The organism is Symplocastrum torsivum (assembly GCF_059505465.1).
Window position 1 is genome coordinate 1 of sequence record NZ_JCACKQ010000061.1, and the last position, 17463, is coordinate 17463.

Annotated in this window: 11 protein-coding genes; 8 read left to right on the forward strand and 3 right to left on the reverse strand. The window is 47.9% G+C overall.

The window, feature by feature from the left end; all coding sequences use genetic code 11:
* Positions 1 to 1109: 1109 nt before the first annotated feature.
* Both AC5JL3_RS18895 and AC5JL3_RS18900 read right to left on the reverse strand, forming a co-directional pair.
* On the reverse strand, positions 1110 to 1439 hold the full coding sequence (locus tag AC5JL3_RS18895; RefSeq protein WP_496075954.1) for a hypothetical protein: 330 nt from the start codon (positions 1437 to 1439) through the stop codon (positions 1110 to 1112).
* An 18-nt stretch (positions 1440 to 1457) separates the two neighbouring features.
* Entirely contained in the window at positions 1458 to 1988 is a 531-nt protein-coding gene (locus tag AC5JL3_RS18900; RefSeq protein ID WP_496075955.1) for a hypothetical protein, read from the reverse strand.
* A 178-nt stretch (positions 1989 to 2166) separates the two neighbouring features.
* Between AC5JL3_RS18900 and AC5JL3_RS18905 the strand changes: the two genes are divergently transcribed.
* From AC5JL3_RS18905 to AC5JL3_RS18920, 4 genes are all read left to right on the forward strand, one after another.
* Positions 2167 to 3057, forward strand: coding sequence for a hypothetical protein (locus AC5JL3_RS18905; protein WP_496075956.1), 891 nt, complete (start codon positions 2167 to 2169; stop codon positions 3055 to 3057).
* On the forward strand, positions 3054 to 4163 hold the full coding sequence (locus AC5JL3_RS18910) for a hypothetical protein (protein ID WP_496075957.1): 1110 nt from the start codon (positions 3054 to 3056) through the stop codon (positions 4161 to 4163). Before AC5JL3_RS18905 ends, AC5JL3_RS18910 begins: the two co-directional genes overlap by 4 nt.
* Positions 4164 to 4227: 64 nt before the next feature.
* Positions 4228 to 4413 carry a hypothetical protein gene (locus tag AC5JL3_RS18915; protein WP_496075958.1) on the forward strand — a complete coding sequence of 62 codons (186 nt, stop codon included), beginning with the start codon at positions 4228 to 4230 and terminating at the stop codon, positions 4411 to 4413.
* A gap of 2 nt (positions 4414 to 4415) precedes the next feature.
* Positions 4416 to 5693, forward strand: a complete 1278-nt coding sequence (locus AC5JL3_RS18920; RefSeq protein ID WP_496075959.1) for a M23 family metallopeptidase — start codon at positions 4416 to 4418, stop codon at positions 5691 to 5693.
* A gap of 288 nt (positions 5694 to 5981) precedes the next feature.
* Here AC5JL3_RS18920 and AC5JL3_RS18925 read toward each other — a convergent pair whose 3' ends face one another.
* Positions 5982 to 6164: a hypothetical protein gene (locus AC5JL3_RS18925; RefSeq protein ID WP_496075960.1), complete on the reverse strand. Its 183-nt coding sequence runs from the start codon at positions 6162 to 6164 to the stop codon at positions 5982 to 5984.
* Positions 6165 to 6691: 527 nt separating this feature from the next.
* Here AC5JL3_RS18925 and AC5JL3_RS18930 point away from each other — a divergent pair.
* Genes AC5JL3_RS18930 through AC5JL3_RS18945 form a run of 4 tightly spaced genes read left to right on the forward strand, consistent with a single transcriptional unit; the run spans position 6692 to position 17414 of the window.
* Positions 6692 to 6823, forward strand: a complete 132-nt coding sequence (locus AC5JL3_RS18930; RefSeq protein ID WP_496075961.1) for a hypothetical protein — start codon at positions 6692 to 6694, stop codon at positions 6821 to 6823.
* Positions 6824 to 6994 carry a helix-turn-helix domain-containing protein gene (locus tag AC5JL3_RS18935; RefSeq protein WP_496075962.1) on the forward strand — a complete coding sequence of 57 codons (171 nt, stop codon included), beginning with the start codon at positions 6824 to 6826 and terminating at the stop codon, positions 6992 to 6994.
* Positions 6994 to 13104: an amino acid adenylation domain-containing protein gene (locus tag AC5JL3_RS18940; RefSeq protein WP_496075963.1), complete on the forward strand. Its 6111-nt coding sequence runs from the start codon at positions 6994 to 6996 to the stop codon at positions 13102 to 13104. The genes AC5JL3_RS18935 and AC5JL3_RS18940 overlap by 1 nt, the downstream gene beginning before the upstream one ends.
* Positions 13101 to 17414 carry an amino acid adenylation domain-containing protein gene (locus AC5JL3_RS18945; protein WP_496075964.1) on the forward strand — a complete coding sequence of 1438 codons (4314 nt, stop codon included), beginning with the start codon at positions 13101 to 13103 and terminating at the stop codon, positions 17412 to 17414. Before AC5JL3_RS18940 ends, AC5JL3_RS18945 begins: the two co-directional genes overlap by 4 nt.
* The last annotated feature ends 49 nt before the right edge of the window (positions 17415 to 17463 follow it).

Sequence of the window (17463 nt, forward strand, 5' to 3'; positions counted from 1 at the left end):
AATAATTCGAGTTGCTGATTGGCTTGCTCTTGGTCAAACTCTAGAAAGGATTGCGTTGTGCTTCGATTCTGATTACTTGTACTTGTCATGGGCTGAACCTCGTTATTGTGTATAGCGGTGGCTCAGCTAGAGTGATTCTTCTTTATATACTTGAGTAGAGTTGCAGTTTGAAGACAGGGGAAATTATGAGTTATGGTGAAGATACTTTATTTTTGTCTTGGTGATAGCGATTGTCTTGCGCTAACAGCGCAACTTGGCTAATACAACTTCTCAAGTAATTAAAGGAATTAGCTCTCGCTGTTGCCTTTTACTTTTTGCTCGAAAATGCATACAAAGCTCCAACGCTTGTGATAAACTTAAAATCAAAGCGAAGGTCAGCTTTGTTTCAGATCCTTTGAAATGATTTCCCAGCCATTCCGTGAAATCTGAAACAAATATTGAAAATCCTTGTTTAATTTAGTTAGGCTATAGGCTTTCTCCTTTAGTCGAAAAACCAGATAACACGATTGTACATTGAGATACTGAGTTTTGATAACCAGTATCTTATTTTATTTTCGCTGTTTACGCCTCACCATCGCTAGACATGGAACCGATGTCTTTTTTAATAACAAACTAAAGTTCAATCTCTTTTGTGGCAAGGCTTTTGTGGCAATATAAAGCAAAACTATAAAACCCATTTTACAAAGGGTAGATAGAGGCATTGTTCGATTAACTTCCAGAGATTGTTGTTGATTATCGAACGTTTTCTTCCCCTTACTTGCTACTGGAGTTTAAACTCCAGTAGCAAGTAAGCAAGGTAGAAACCAACTCCGATTAATCCCGGCAATAATTGCCCGACATTAAGACGTTAATTGGAGTCGTACAGAGTAAGTTGATTTTGCTCACGGAAGCTCACGCTTCCTATCATCCCAAACCTACCCACTCCTGACCCGCTTTCTCTGCTGCATCAGCCGTGTAGTAGGTCTTGGTATGTCCGTATATGGAGCCATCACTGAGAATTCGGAACTGCTAGAGGCGATCGCAAAAAACAACAAGGATACCTATTGACGTGATGGTCGGTAAGTGGATTTTTGCGATTGGCATGGCGATCACCTCTTTTGATTAATTAATCAACCTAACGCTTTAGCAATCTCAGCCCCCAATCTGGCTAACGTTCTCTCACGCACAAAATCAGCCGCTGCTCGTGCTGATTCGGCAAGGATGGTATCAGTATTTGGAGTAAGTTTTAGTGCGCCACCTAGATAGCCTAAAGCCTTGCAATAGTAATCAGATAAGTTAGTTGCTGCCAGCCGCTTCACAACTTGGTAATCACCTCTACGAAAAGCTGAAAGTGCTTCACTGTGCAAATCAGATTCAGGCTCCCCCAATGTTGCCAAGATTGCATTAATGGCCTGATTTACACGCTCTAGATTGAGTTCAGTGTTGATTGTCGTAGTCATTGTTGTTAATCTTTCCAATTACTTCCAATTCTCAAAGTCTTCAGCTTCTACTTGATGGGCATAGAGCTTATCCCAGTTCCGAGCTAAATGCTCCCTGACGATACGCGATACGAAACCTATGGCATTATCCCGGTCGTAGAGGATGCCTACTCTGAGTAGAGCTAGGTTCTGTCTGCCAAGAGCAATGTAGTTTATTCCTTTCCTAATTGCATCAGGGGACAGTGCTACGTCTCTCAGTGGGTTAAGAGGGATGTCTTTGATTTCCTGCTTGTATTCCGGCAGGGCTTCTATTCCTTCCTCGACAACAGTCTCACCCCACTCCCTAAAAGGAATGGCTCTAGCATTTGCATCGATTCGAGCCAGCTCCAAGTAGTAATCCCTATTCCTGCTTAACCACCCCCTTACATACTGGGTAACCAAGGTTTTCTCTGAATCACCTGAGCAGTTCTTAAAGTCCTCAATCCTTTTAGAGTCTTGCGGCGAGACATAGTAATAGGTCAGGGTGAACTTTTCAGCCATTAAGTCAGATGTTTCTATAGTTTCACTCATTTTCTCATTTCTTCGCAGAGATATCTCTATAAAAATGTACTGTATTTCTATAAAACTGTGCTAAATATAAGTAAACGGTTCTGATGAGGTAGTCCCCCAACATCAGGGAACCGTGAATTACTGCGGTATGAACCTGCTCAATTGCCTTATGCACAGCGTTAAAGGAGACAAGAGATAAATGGGACTTTCTGTGACGCGGGGAAATCCTGAAACTAACGGGCTTGTGCCACCGCCGACAGAACCGCCCTACTCAGTTCAAGCGGAGGTGGTAGAGGACGTGTATGCAGTTAATACTGAATTCGAGGAGCCGCAGCCCTCCACACAAGCCGAATCTGAGGAGACAAAGGTAGAACTACGCCACCTCATCCCAGATACGGAGGAGGATTTTAAAGCAGGATTTCGGAAACTTCGAGAGCATGAGCATCAAGCTCTAGGCATTCCTAAGAATCGGGACTTGTACCGAACTCGTGAAGATGCCAGCAAGAATGTGTTCAAGATCTCAGCGGCAAGGGTAGGAGAACACATTAAAGAGCTAATGACCTTCAAGTTCCCCCCAGGTTATCTATGGGACTCTTATGGTCTGACTCCAGAGGGAGTGGCAGAAATCAAAACCAAGATTTTAAACACGGCTCGAACTACCTATCCCTCAGATGATTGGAGCAAATACAAGCGAGGCGACATTAAGAAAGTCGGCATCGCTAACCATCGTTACCCGTTGAGAGTCCGGTACTGGGAAGAGGTAGCTAAGCGCAGCCAAGAGTATCAATGTTGGTTTGAAACTCAAATACCAGAGGGGCAACCCGAACCGGAAGTCTGCGAGGCTGAATGGATTTTTGACTCAGAACCAGCCGAGGAAAGAGACGAAAGACACTCAAAGCTGCGATCGCAAATTGAGCTAGTCGGTCAAGCTACCTACCAACAGTTCGATAAATACTTTGACTCTCTTAAAGACAAGCTGCTCAAGCTTGCTGAGGACAAAGGCATAGAGACCCGCATTGCAGTAGATGAACGCTACGGCGAAGTAGCACTTAATCCAGAACTTACTACAGAGGACGACGAAGATTTATGACTAGTAGAGCTTTACCAACCAAGCAACGCATGACGCGCTTTGATAGCGGCAGCTCAATCAACATCTCACTCACTCCAGACATGGGAGTTAAGCCCAGCAAAAATCCCCTGATCGCTATAGACAACGGGAGCTTGTTTGAGAAAGTTGCAATGCTAGTTACCATTGGCGACGGGGTTGGCATCACCATTGAAAAGATGTTGAACCTGATTGCAGAGCAACCAAGGGGTAAAACAAGAGTTTCTTCATCCCGTGCCAGCAGTCCTGTTAAAGGAAACTTAGAAGTTACCTACAGGGGCAAGACCTTCACCACTGACATGAAAGGCGCAAGCCTAGGAGGTGTAAGCGGTTTACACGGCGACAAAATGGACAAATTGACCCTAAGAATTATCTTCGCTCTCACCCTAATGGGGTTAGGGAATGGGGAAGAAGTTGATTTATCTGTAACTACTTTCTTTACTGCTGGCAAATTCAAAGCGCAAGAGGCTTCTGCACTAAAACAGGTACAACGAGAGCTAACTTGGAGTACTCCACAAGGGCGGATGTCTAACATAATAAAGAGCTTGCAACTTCACCCGGAGGGCTATCACCTCGGCTTTTATCGCGCCCTATCAACCCCGGAAAATCCTGGAATTCAGGGAGTCTGGTCAGCGCGTTACGACATTGGGTATCGGACTTTTCTTCTTAACTTTGTTGACCCCTACGGATTCTTTGACGACAATCGAAGCCAAAGTTTTGATGGCAAAGGAACATCACTATTTTATGAATGGGTAGCCCAAGAAGCCGGGATAGATAACAGTGAAGACCCACAATTTATACAAGCTGTAAACAGCGGTGCTGAATTTTACCGACCCCAGGGAGCCTTCGAGGATACCCCTCTGGGTGAGGCAATTGAGACAGCAAAAGGCTGGTACATCGGAGAACTAGGCGAATTAATAGCTGATTATACACCGCCAGAAATTGAGAGTTCTTGCATCGGCGGCGGTGGCGCACACCTATTCGGCGCTGACCTATTAGACGAAATGAGAGGAAGCGATCGCTACATTGTGGATGAGCCAGACATTGCCAACGTGACCGCTCAACTTGTCCAGCTAGCAAAGCAAGTCTAACATCGCGGCGACCCAAAATGTTCACCTTAGTTTGTGCCCTCGGAGAGTCGAGGGCTTTTTTGTAATGCCCAATCGACCCAAGTTTATCAAATTCAACAAACTTCTCTCCCAGCGTGACCCCTCTGAAGAAGAAGCACAACGGCTTATCAAACTCAGGAAGGAGGTTAAACGTTTGAAGCGTCAGCGAATCATCGTTACCAGCGGCGCTTGCCTGATAACCGCCATCATCGTCTATCTACTCAGCAGGTAATCATGAGCAGTGTATCTATATCTATAGCAAACAAAATAGACAGGCTAGAGCGTGACCTACACGCGCTCAAAACTCGTAATCCTTGGCAGCTTGAGAAAGAGATTAACAATTTGCTCAAAGCTCTGAATGCTGAGCCAAGTTCAGACAGAGACTACCTTCGTGAGCGGTTGTTTACCATCGCCGCGACAGCGATACTTACTACTGGCGTAATGCGAAGTCTTGATTCATCACCCGTAGCGAGATTCTTTAGTAGCGAAAAATCTCAGATTCATACTGAGCAAGTGCAGCCAGGTTTAGACAAAGGTTTAGCTAAACCAGCACCACCCATAGCTAAACCAACAACTAAACCAGCTCCTAAACCGGAGACTAAACCTGTAGCCAAACAAGGAATTTCTCTAGAAAGATTGATGAAGGCGATCGCTACTCAGGAGTCAAACGAGAATCACACCGTCATCAATGGTGACTCTGGAGCCAGCGGTAAATGGCAAGTTATGCCAAGCAATATCCCTAGTTGGTCGAAAGCGGCTTTAGGTCGTGAGGTTAGTCATAGTCAATTCATGAATTCACCTCAGATTCAGCACGAGATTGTCAAACATCGCCTAGGGCTTTACCTAAACCAACAGTCTGAACCAGGGCGAAGCGAAGAAGAAATCATTAGGCGAGTTGCCAGCGCCTGGTACTCAGGACAACCTCGACTCTGGAACAACACGAAACCTCAGTACAGTAACGGGCGTAAATATCCCAGCATTGCCGAGTACACAGCTTCTATCTGGAATCGCTATTCTTCGGTCAACTCTGTCTCGAAATTTGCAGACACCAAAGCGATTATCGCCACCTGGGAGAAAAAGTGGCAGTCAGACCCAAAAACAGGAGATATGATAGCCGGATACGCAGTGTCATCGGCGCGAGGATGGCGAAAAGATTGGAAAGATGGGAAGCCGGAATATCACGGAAGTGTTGATTTAGCAGCACCTCTGGGTACTCCTTTATATGCGCTCGCAGATGGTCAAGTGAAATGTTTTCAAGATGCCTATGGAGGCGGAACCGTGGTTTCGTTTACTTCAAATTTATTTCCTGGTTTAGAATTTGAGCTTCTACACTTGAGCCGATGCACAAATAAACGATTCGTAAAGGAGAGTGAGGTCATCGGTTACATCGGAAGCACTGGAAATAGTACAGGTCCGCATCTACACCTACAAATCAATTCACTAATTTCAGGCAACTCGCTAAGAGTGCGAAGTGGATGGTTGTACTGGTTTGTTACAGGGAAGAAGCCATGAACAATCAACAATCCTGGGATTCCTATATTCAAGTTCGCGACTGGAGACGGAAGAAATGGCGTTTCAATTACACTAATATCTTAACCAGAGTGCTGAGGCTCAACAAGTAGAGAAAGGGCTTTCTCCATAAACTTCCCTAGCCAATAGCGATCGCACTTAATCTGTTCCCGTCCTCAGCAGTAGAAAGCTGCTGTTTGCGGTAAACTAACTACTTGGGTAAAATTATGCACAAAGGGAGATTTGTTCCCCTGGTCATCGTTAGCGTCACGATCTCTAACCCACAGATATCTAGAACGAATTAGCGGCTCGGTCACGGATCTCCGTGATGAAGGTAAAAGATGTGCCAAGTTTGGTACATCTTTCTAGAAGAATTTCTGCTGACGTAGAAACCAAAAGATTATTCGGGCGTTTCAGGTTTTGCTGTTCAGCATAGCTCCGCCTTGCTTCTTGACCGTTACGGTTGTTCTTCATCTTGTTCTTAAGGTTGCTCAAATAATAAAAGATCAACCATTAATTAACGTTATACCGTTGTTTTAGCAAGACTTCTAATTTCGGAGCCTGTTTTTAAGTACTTGTTGAGAATTAGAATCAGTAAACTAGCTGTAAAATATGCTGTAGTACGTTAGATAGTGATGATAAGTATAAATACATCACAGGTAGCTACGAGGTGAAAGGAAAGGTTATCAGTTGCTCAACTGTAGTAACAAATTTGTTACTACGCTAATGCCTTTAAGCGGAGTCTTAAGAAATATTCTTGATAAAGGTCTCATGCCTACAACGTCCCAAAAAGATAGAAAGCCGGGGTTTTAGTGACGTAGATTAAGTGACGAGTTGTTGGTACAGAGTTAGAGGCTGTAGTGCCATTTTTTAATAAGGTGCGAGACTATACCAGAAACGGGTCGTTTTAATGACACAGACCTAACTCTCGGCTTAGTTTTATCCCTTAGAAAATACTCAGTCCACGCCATTTGGCTTAGAAAATTAGGTGAATATACCAGGTGAGATTCAATGCCTTTTCGGTTAGCCTCGATAAGGACTATCTGGGAGACATTCCCGCCATGCCGACAACTGAATCGCTATCCACTGCTGTGCTTATCAAAGAAAGCCGAAAGCGCCTGGGGCTGACTTAATTGCAGTTTGCCAAAACACTGGGGATGTCCTTTCAGTCAGTGAACCGTAGGGAACGGGGCAAGACGAAGCCTTTGCCGATAGTTCTCAAGCAGATTGAGGTGATGGTGAAGGAGATGGGCGTTCGCGGGGAGGATTTGCTGGAGCAGTATTTTTTAAAGGATAAGAGTTAATGGCTTACTGCTTAATACGTGTTGGTTCCTACCCCAATGCTTTTGGTTTGGCGAAGTTGGCAATAGGGAGCAACTTGATCGTTATCCCCAAACTCGAAGTCAAAGGCGACCTGTCTGAGTCCCCTCCTGGAACGATAACAGCGATTGAACCTGGCTTCCTTACAGTTTCTACAGCAAGTAACGAGGTAGTGCTGTCCCAGGTGCTAACCATAGATGGTCAAGTGCTATCGATTCCAGATTTGGTCGAGAGATTTGGACTGCAAGTTGGGTATCGATTTAAGGACATTGAGCCAGATAGCGCGAAGCGTATTGAGAGGCTTGATGGATTAATCGCTAAGCACGAAGCTTTTTGGGTAGAGAAGCTGGCGACGTTACAGCCCATCACGGTTCCCTATGCAAATCGGACGGCATCACACTTGGAACAGAAGCAGTACACGAGTGTAAAGATGTTCATACCGCATGAGGTCACAACCCTCCTAAAGGAGCGCCAGCCGGAATGGAATCAAGGCGACTTTCTGTTTGCTGCATTTGCCACTTATCTAACCCGTATTGGAGGAACAGGATGTTTTGATATCGGATTTAGAGATGTTGAGCTGCAACGGGAGTTGAGAGGACTGGAAGACTTTTTTGCCTCAATTGTTCCTTGCCGCGTAGATATAGACTACGAGCAAAATTTTGAGGAAGTTTTTGAAGCTTTTAGGAAGCAAGTGGAGTTGACGAAACTTCAAAAGACTTATGGGCGTGATGTCGTAGCTAGGTATCCGGCTCTTCGTTCACTGTCTGAGCTGAGTCGTGAGTCGCTGTTTCCGGTGGTCGTAGAACGGGTAGAAAAACTAGACTATCACCAAGCTGGGTCTGGTAATGAGTTGACCTTGGTCATTCCGTCAGAGGGGAAAGAATGCTGTTGGCTCTATAACACCGAGGCATTAAATGGTGACAGCATTGTCAGGATTTTGGATCAGTTTACTACTTTTTTGCAAGGCATTGTAACTGACTCCAAAGAGCGCGTTGCCGCTCTGCCTGTGTTATCTGAGCCGGAGCGTCACAAAATTCTGATGGAGTGGAATGATACTCAGGCAGATTACCCCAAGGATAAGTGTATCCATCAGTTATTTGAGGAGCAGGTGGAGCTGACACCTGATGCCCTGTCGGTAGTTTATGAAGACAAACAGTTGAGCTATCGGGAACTGAATGCAAGAGCGAATCAGCTAGCGCACTACCTGCAAAAACTGGGGGTGGGACCGGAAGTTTTAGTGGGGATTTTCGTAGAGCGATCGCTTGAGATGATGGTGGGGCTTCTCGGTATTCTCAAAGCGGGTGGAGCCTACGTACCTCTAGATCCGGCATATCCGAAAGAACGTCTAGCGTTCATGCTGTCAGACTCACAGGTGTCAGTGCTATTGACCCAAGAAAAGTTGCTAGCTGGATTGCCTGAGCAGGGTGCGGAGGCGATCTGCTTGGATACAGACTGGGGCGTAATTTCTCAGGAGAGTGAGGACAATCTCAACAGCAGGGTTAATCCCACCAACTTGGCCTATATAATTTACACCTCTGGGTCAACCGGGAAACCAAAGGGAACGATGATTGTCCACCAAGGACTGGTCAATTATCTTAGCTGGTGCATAAAAGCGTATGCAGTAGCCGATGGGGTTGGTTCTCCGGTTCATTCTTCGATTGGGTTCGACGCGACCATTACCAGCTTATTCTCTCCCCTATTGGTGGGACAGAGTGTAGTCTTCCTCCCGGAGAAGCAGGAGATAGAGGCTCTTAGTGCCGTCTTGTGTTCTCAAAGTAATTTTAGCCTCGTCAAAATCACCCCAGCCCATCTAGCACTACTCAGTGAGTTATTACCCAGTAAGCAGGCGGCGGGTCAGACAAGAGCCTTAATTATCGGTGGCGAGGCTCTGTCGAAAAAGAGCATTTCATTCTGGCAGACTCACGCACCTGAAACTAGACTAGTCAACGAATACGGTCCAACAGAAACGGTTGTTGGATGCTGTATCTATGAGGTTCCGACTCAGACCTCCCTATCAGGTCTGGTTCCAATTGGTCGTCCTATTGCCAATACTCAGCTTTATATATTGGATCAGTCTCTCCAACCCATCCCCATCGGGGTCGTGGGTGAACTGCACATCGGTGGCGATGGCTTAGCGCGGGGCTATCTCAACCGAACGGAGTTGACAACCCAGAAGTTCATCCCCAACCCCTTTAGTGATGAACCCGGATCACGTCTGTACAAAACTGGAGACTTAGCCCGCTATTTACCGGACGGTAACATCGAGTTTCTCGGTCGCATCGATAATCAGGTAAAAATTCGTGGCTTCCGCATCGAGCTGGGCGAGATTGAGGCAGTGCTGAGGCAAAACCGGGCTGTGCAGGATGCCTTAGTTATAGACCAGGAGTACGGCCCTGGTGACAAGCGCTTAGTAGCCTATGTGGTTCCCAGTCAGGAGCAAGTCCTGCCAGCCAGTGAACTGCGTCGCTACCTAAAGCAGAAACTGCCCGACCACATGGTGCCTTCGGCATTTGTGCTGCTGGAAGCGCTGCCGCTGACACCCAACGGTAAGGTGGATCGCCGCGCTCTGCCAGTGCCGGACCCCACCAGATCCGATCTGGAAGAAGATTTTGTGGCTCCTCACACGCCCGTTGAAAAAATGCTGGCAGAAATCTGGGCTGAAGTGCTCGGCATCGAGCGAGTCGGCATCCACAACAAGTTCTTGGAATTGGGCGGACATTCCTTACTCGCTATCAGGATTGTAAGTCGATTGCGTGACACCTTAAAGGTGGAGTTACCTATAAGTAGCCTGTTTGCATCTCCAACTGTAGCCGAACTAGCCAAGCGCATCGAGGCAAGTCATCAGGAAAAGCCTTTCTTGCAAGCTCCCCCCATCCGACCCGTTTCCAGGAACCAAAACTTGCCACTCTCGTGGAACCAGCAGCGACTGTGGTTCCTCGCACAATTAGAACCCAATAGTCCTGTTTATAATGAACCCTTCACCATTCGCTTTGGGGGTGCTATAGACGTAGATGCACTCTCAAAAGCCCTCAATGAAATCATCAAACGTCACGAAAGCCTGCGCGAGCGCTTCATCACGATAGATGGCCAACCCGTTCAGGTGATCGATCCACCCTCTACTTTCAACCTAGCCGTAGTGGATCTCCGACAATTCCCAGAAGACCAACGGGAAGCCGAAGCTTTGCGGTTGGCAATTAGGGAGTCTAAGCAGCTGTTTGACCTAACTTCTGGGCCACTGCTGCGAGCTACGTTGATGCAACTGGCAGATCAGGACTACAGGTTATTCCTGACCGTTCATCACATCGTTATTGATGGTGTTTCGATCTACAGCGTGTTTGTTCCAGAACTCGCAGCACTCTACGAAGCTTTCTCTACCGCCAAACCCTCCCCACTTGCAGAACTGCCCATACAATACGCTGACTTTACCCTCTGGCAACGACAATGGCTGGCTGGAGAGATTCTGGAAAGTCAATTAAACTACTGGAAACAGCAGCTACGGGGCGACCTGCCTGTACTACAGCTGCCTTATGACCGTCCGCGACCCGCCGTTCAGACTTTCCGAGGTGCAAGGCAATGTCTGACACTATCCAAAGACCTGACCTCGTCGCTCAAAGCTCTCTCGCGACAAGAGGGAGTCACGCTATTCATGACGCTGCTGGCCGCGTTCAAAACCTTGCTCTATCGCTACACAGAGCAGGAAGATATTGTGGTGGGCACTGTCAGCGCAGGTCGCAACAGACCGGAGATTGAAGGGCTAATCGGGTTTTTCCTCAACACTCTAGTGTTGCGTACTGATATGTCAGGTTCCCCTAGTTTTCGACAGCTACTGGGACGAGTGCGGGAAATAACACTAGGGGCTTATGGCCATGAAGACTTGCCTTTTGAGAAGCTAATACAGACACTCCAACCCGATCGCAATCTAAGCCATAACCCCCTGTTTCAAGTGGCGTTTGTTTTGGAACCTCCAATGCCATCTTTGAATTGTGGCTGGACTATGAGTCAGCTGGATATCCAAACCGATACGGCGAAGCTCGATCTGACCCTCGAACTAGACGAAAGACCGGAAGGGATTATTGGTCGCTTTGAATACAACACGGATTTGTTTGACGCCAGCACTATCTCACGGATGATCGACCACTTTCAGACTTTACTCGAAGGGATTGTGGCTGACCCGGACAAGCGCCTCTGGGAATTACCGCTCTTGACGGTAGCCCAACAGCAGCAACTAATGGCGTTGAATAACACAAAAGCGGATTATCCTTTGGAGGCGTGCATCCACCAACTGTTTGAGGCGCAGGTGGAGCGCACACCCGATGCCGTCGCGGTGGTCTTTGAAGGGGAACAGCTAACCTACCTCCAGTTGAATCAACGGGCGAATCAACTAGCACACCACCTGCAAAAATTGGGTGTCGAGCCAGAGATGCTGGTCGGAATTTGTGTAGAGCGATCGCTAGAGATGGTCGTAGGACTCCTAGGCATTCTCAAGGCTGGTGGGGCTTATTTGCCGTTAGACCCATCGTATCCTCAGGAGCGTCTAGCCTTCATGCTGGAAGATGCCCAGGTGTCGGTGCTGTTAACCCAACAGAAGCTAGTGGCAGATCTTCCTGAGTACGGAGGGCACCGTTTCTGCTTGGACACTGAGTGGGAAGTACTCGCCCAAGAAAGCGAGGAAAAACCCCTCAGCAGCGTAACGACTGATAACCTCGCCTACACAATCTACACATCAGGTTCTACAGGGAAACCCAAAGGAGTGTTGGTAACCCATCAAAACCTAGTCCACTCCACCAGTGCTCGTATTTCTTATTACAGCGAACCCGTCACCAGTTTCCTATTACTTTCGTCGTTTGCCTTTGACAGTTCGATCGCGGGCATCTTTTGGACATTGTGCCAGGGAGGCATACTTGTACTACCACCAGCAAAGTTCCAACAAGAGCTATTACAGCTTACAAAGTTAATTGCTCAACATCATGTGTCGCATTTATTGAGTCTTCCATCTCTCTATAACCTGATTTTGGAGCAAGCGGAACCACAACAGCTCACTTGTCTTCGTACTGTTATTGTGGCAGGCGAACCGTGTTCCAGAGAGTTGGTTGAACACCATAGCAAGCTGCTGGCGAACACATCTTTGTTCAACGAATATGGTCCAACAGAAGGAACGGTTTGGAGCAGTGTATATCATTGTCAGCCTTCGGGAATCAGAACACAGGTTCCGATTGGTCGCCCCATTGCCAATATGCAGATCTATCTGCTGAATAAATATTTGAATCCTGTTCCTATAGGTGTACCAGGCGAAATTCACATCGGCGGCGCAGGCATCGCCCGAGGCTACCTCAACCGCCCGGAGTTAACCAACCAGAAGTTCATCCCCAACCCCTTTAGCGATGAACCTGGGCAACGCCTTTACAAAACTGGCGACTTAGCCCGCTACCTAAGCGACGGCAACATTGAGTTTCTCGGTCGCCTCGACCATCAGGTAAAGATTCGCGGCTTCCGCATCGAACTAGGCGAACTTGAGTCAACACTCTTGCAACACCCCAGCGTGCGAGAAACCGCAGTCATAGCCAGAGAAGATATCCCCAGCGATAAACGTCTAGTAGCCTACATCGTACCTAACCCAGAGCAGACACCCACTATTGATGGACTGCGCCGCTTCCTCAAGCAGAAACTGCCCGACTACATGGTGCCATCAGCCTTCGTACTGCTAAATACCCTGCCCCTAACCCCTAACGGCAAAGTAGACCGCCGCGCTCTACCAGTGCCTGACCAGTCACGACCAGACCAGTCAGTCAAGTTTATGGCTCCTCGCACCTCCATAGAGCAGCAGCTAGCTGATATCTGGGCTGAAGTCCTAAGACTGGAGCAGGTCGGCGTCCATGACAACTTTTTTGAATTGGGGGGACATTCCCTGCTGGCAACCCAAGTTATTTCTCGCTTGCGCCAAGCCTTCGGAGTGGAACTCCCCGTGCGTGCCTTATTTGAAGCACCTACTGTGGCTGACTTAGGCACTCGCCTTGAGACAGTTCGTTGGGCAGCGCAAGAGTTGCAAGCTCATAAGAGCGACACAATGGGCGATTATGAAGAGGGAGAACTATGAAAACGATTGATGAGTTTTTGTCTGAGCTTCGCTGTCTAGACGTGAAGTTATGGAACGAAGGCGATCGCTTGCGTTATAAAGCTCCCAAAGAAACACTGACACCCGCCCTGCGGCAAGAGCTAAAAGAGCGCAAAGCAGAAATCCTGGCATTTCTGCACAAGGCTAATGCGGCAACTAGTTCCAATCTTTCGCCCATATTGCCTGTCCCAAGGGACGGAAACCTCCCCCTCTCCTTTGCTCAAGCTAGACTCTGGTTCCTCGCTCAATTGGAACCAGACAGTCCTGCCTATAACATTCCTGCTGCCTTTCGCTTAACCGGTCTACTCAACGTGACCGCACTTTCGCAGAGCCTGAATGAAATTGTCCAACGCCATGAAGTCCTCAGAACCAGTTTTCCATCTGTGGATGGCCAACCTAAGCAAGTCATCTCCCCAGATACAGCTTTAACACTGCCAGTAATAGACCTGAGGGAACTTCCTCCAGACCAAGGGCTTTCTGAAGCTCAACTCCTTACCGCCGAGGAGGCTCAACAACCCTTCAACCTATCTACTGGGCCATTGTTTCGCGTCAAACTTCTGCGCTTGGAAGAAGCGGAACATATGCTGCTCGTGACCATGCACCACATTGTTTACGACGGCTGGTCTTACGATATTTTCTTACGGGAACTGGCAGCGCTCTACGATGCCTTCTCCAGTGGCAAGCCCTCACCCCTCCCTGAACTGCCCATCCAATATGCTGATTTTGCCCACTGGCAGCGCGAGTGGCTACAGGGTGAAGTCCTAGAGTCTCAGCGGGACTACTGGAAACAGCAGCTAAATGGCAACCTCCCCATACTACAACTGCTCACTGACTACCCGCGCCCACCAGTTCAGACCTATCAGGGTGGGTACCAATCTCTGGAATTACCCAAAAACCTAACCAAGGCACTCAAAGCCCTGAGCCAGCAGGAGCGGGTCACTCTGTTCATGACCCTGTTAGCAGCATTCCAGACATTCCTCTACCGCTATACCGGGCAAGAAGACATGATCGTAGGTACTCCCATCGCCGGTCGCAACCAGATGGAAGCCGAGGGTCTGATTGGATTTTTTGTTAATACCTTAGCCCTGCGTACCTACCTCACTGGCAACCCAAGTTTCCAAGAACTGCTCGGTCGAGTACGTGAGGTAGCTTTAGGAGCCTATGCCCACCAAGACCTACCCTTTGAAAAGCTCGTAGAAGAACTACAGCCCGAACGAGACCGAAGCCGCACGCCGTTGTTCCAAGTGATGTTCGTTCTACAGAACACTCCAACCTCCGCCTTAGAGTTACCAGGTCTGACCGTCAGCTCTCTGAACATTGACAGCAAAACGGCGAAGTTCGACCTAACCCTATTCATGATAGAGACAGCACAGGGACTGAGAGCCTCGTTGGAATACAACACCGACCTCTTCAACGCCGCCACCATTACTCGGATGCTGGGGAATTTCCAGACCTTACTGGAAGGTATCGTCGCCAACCCTCAACAGCGTCTCTCAGATTTACCACTGCTGACAGCAGCCGAACAACATCAGTTGCTGGTGGAATGGAACAACACCACAAAAGAATATCCCCAGGATAAATGTATCCATCAGTTGTTTGAAGCTCAGGTGGAGCAAGCACCCGATGCCGTAGCGGTGGTATTTGAAGGGGAACAGCTAACCTACAGAGAACTAAATGCAAGAGCGAATCAACTAGCGCACTACCTTCAAGTGCTGGGCGTTGGACCAGAAGTTTTGGTGGGTATCTGCGTGGAGCGCTCCCTAGAGATGCTGGTGGGACTGCTTGGCATCCTCAAAGCAGGTGGTGCTTACGTTCCACTCGACCCCGCGTATCCTCTAGAGCGCTTGGCTTTCATGCTAGAAGATGCCTCTGTGTCCGTACTACTTACCCAGGCGCGGTTAGTCGAGTCTCTTCCTCAACATCAAGTCCCACTCGTTTGTCTGGATGGGGACTGGGAGGTTATTGCCCAATACAGCGAGGAAAACCCCTTCAGCGGAGCGACACCCAAAAATTTGGCATACGTTATCTACACTTCAGGCTCGACAGGGAAACCAAAAGGGGTTCTGGTTGAACATCGAGGATTGTTGAATCTCGTCTTCTGGCATCGACGAACTTTTGCTGTGTCGCCAAAAGACCGGGCAACTCAATTAGCTGGGTCTGCATTTGACGCCTCAGTCTGGGAGTTGTGGCCTTATCTTAGTGCGGGAGCAAGTATTTACATTGCGAATGAACAGACCCGTGTTCTCCCTCAGCAGCTTCGAGATTGGCTAATAAAGAATGCAATCACCATCTCTTTTCTGCCAACACCACTGGCAGAGAGTATTCTGTCGTTGGATTGGTCTACTAATGTAGCTTTGCGAACTTTGCTAACTGGGGGGGACAAACTCCATAACTATCCTTTATCCTCCATTCCTTTTGAGCTGGTAAATAATTACGGACCAACTGAAAACACTGTCGTCACTACTTCCGGTTTAATTCCTGCTAAACCGCGAACCGATGTGGCTCCTCCGATTGGGCGACCAATTGCTAACACGAAGGTTTATTTGCTAGATGAAAAGTTGCAGCTAATACCCATTGGGATCCCTGGTGAACTATACGTCAGTGGTGAGGGTTTAGCCAGAGGCTACCTCAACCGCCCCGATTTGACTGCTCAGAAATTCATCGCTAACCCCTTTATCGACAATCCAAGCGTTAGCGGAGCAGCTCCGGAGAAGCTATCGGGGTGCGACAGCGCACTTTGCCTCTACAAAACTGGTGACTTAGCTCGCTATTTACCAAACGGTGACATTGAGTTCCTCGGTCGCATCGACGAGCAGGTGAAAATTCGCGGCTTCCGTATCGAACTGGGAGAAATTGAAGCGCTGCTGGTACAACACCCTGACCTGCGGGAGGTGGAGGTGATTGTCCGAGAAGACATTCCTGGCAACAAGTTCCTAGCGGCTTATGTTGTTCCTAAGTTAGAGACATCGCCTCCTACTAATAGGGAATTGCGTTCCTTCCTCAAAGCCAAGCTGCCAGATTACATGGTTCCCGGAGCCTTTGTCTTTTTGGAAGCAATGCCTCTAACTCCCAACGGGAAAATAGACCGCCGCGCCCTACCTATACCAGATAGTGCTCGGAGGGAACAGGAAGATAATTTTGTCGCACCAAGCACCCCTACTGAAGAAATCTTAGCGGCTATCTGGGCTGAAGTTTTGGGACGACAACAGGTCGGTATTAACGACAACTTCTTTGAATTGGGGGGGCACTCCATGCTGGCTGCACGCCTATTCGCACAAATCGAGAAGAAATTGGGCAGAAATCTCCCTCTAGCTAACCTCTTCCAAGCACCGACTATTAAGGAACTAGTTAGCCTTTTCAACCAACAAGACTATAGCTCAGAACAGAAGAAATCAACAATGCAGCTTGAGAGCGCAACTAACCTTCTGAATCAGTCGGGATTGTCAGCGCCTTGTTCCTCACTGATAGTGATTCAACCTAATGGTTCCAAACCGCCTCTATTCTGTATCCATGTCCTTGGCAGAGGTCTCAAATTCTACCGCCCTTTGGCACATCATTTGGGTCTAGAACAACCCCTTTATGGACTAGCCGCACAAATTATGGATAGAAAATATGCTCCCCAAAATCGGGTTGAAGACCTAGCCGCTCACTATATTAAAGAATTGCGGATTCTCCAGTCCGAGGGACCTTATTTTCTGGCTGGTGTGTCTTTTGGGGGCAGTGTGGCTTTTGAGATGGCTCAGCAGCTAGTCGCGCAAGGTCAAAAGGTAGCGCTGCTAGCCTTATTCGATACATACGCTTCAGAGGCAGTCAAACAAATATCAAGCGGTGAGCGGTTCTCTGCTCACTGGAATAACTTTTTAAAACTCGGACCCATCTATGTTTTAAAGAAGGCGAAGGATAACGTGAAGGGAAAAATCCAGAGTTTCAACGATAAGCTCAATCATAGCCTCAACGAGATTGGCTGCAAGTTTTACCTAGGTATCGGACGACCCTTGCCTGACAATCTTCAAGACTTCACTTTTCAACAGGAAAACAATCAGGCATCAAAAAACTATGTACCGCAAGTCTACCCTGGTCGAGTAACCCTCTTCCGGTCTAGAGATCAGATTATCGATATAAGCTCTTACCGTGACCCTCAATTGGGCTGGGGGGAACTTGCTACTGGAGGATTAGAGCGCCATGAGGTTCCTGGTACCCACCTTGGCATGTTACAAGAACCCCATGTACAAGTGTTAGCCGAAAAATTGAAAGCTTACTTAGATAAGGCTCAGGCAGAAACTCATTTGTGATCTGCCGCTATTGAGCTGTCCAAAAATAACTTCGGATTTTAGGGTGTAT

Bases quoted from the DNA above. Each gene is read 5' to 3' on its own strand.
- AC5JL3_RS18910 (WP_496075957.1), top strand. From the start codon at position 3,054: ATGACTAGTAGAGCTTTACCAACCAAGCAACGCATGACGCGCTTTGAT.
- AC5JL3_RS18940 (WP_496075963.1), top strand. From the start codon at position 6,994: ATGGCTTACTGCTTAATACGTGTTGGTTCCTACCCCAATGCTTTTGGT.
- AC5JL3_RS18945 (WP_496075964.1), top strand. From the start codon at position 13,101: ATGAAAACGATTGATGAGTTTTTGTCTGAGCTTCGCTGTCTAGACGTG.
- AC5JL3_RS18915 (WP_496075958.1), top strand. From the start codon at position 4,228: ATGCCCAATCGACCCAAGTTTATCAAATTCAACAAACTTCTCTCCCAG.
- AC5JL3_RS18920 (WP_496075959.1), top strand. From the start codon at position 4,416: ATGAGCAGTGTATCTATATCTATAGCAAACAAAATAGACAGGCTAGAG.
- AC5JL3_RS18900 (WP_496075955.1), bottom strand. From the start codon at position 1,988: ATGAGTGAAACTATAGAAACATCTGACTTAATGGCTGAAAAGTTCACC.
- AC5JL3_RS18895 (WP_496075954.1), bottom strand. From the start codon at position 1,439: ATGACTACGACAATCAACACTGAACTCAATCTAGAGCGTGTAAATCAG.
- AC5JL3_RS18905 (WP_496075956.1), top strand. From the start codon at position 2,167: ATGGGACTTTCTGTGACGCGGGGAAATCCTGAAACTAACGGGCTTGTG.
- AC5JL3_RS18925 (WP_496075960.1), bottom strand. From the start codon at position 6,164: ATGAAGAACAACCGTAACGGTCAAGAAGCAAGGCGGAGCTATGCTGAA.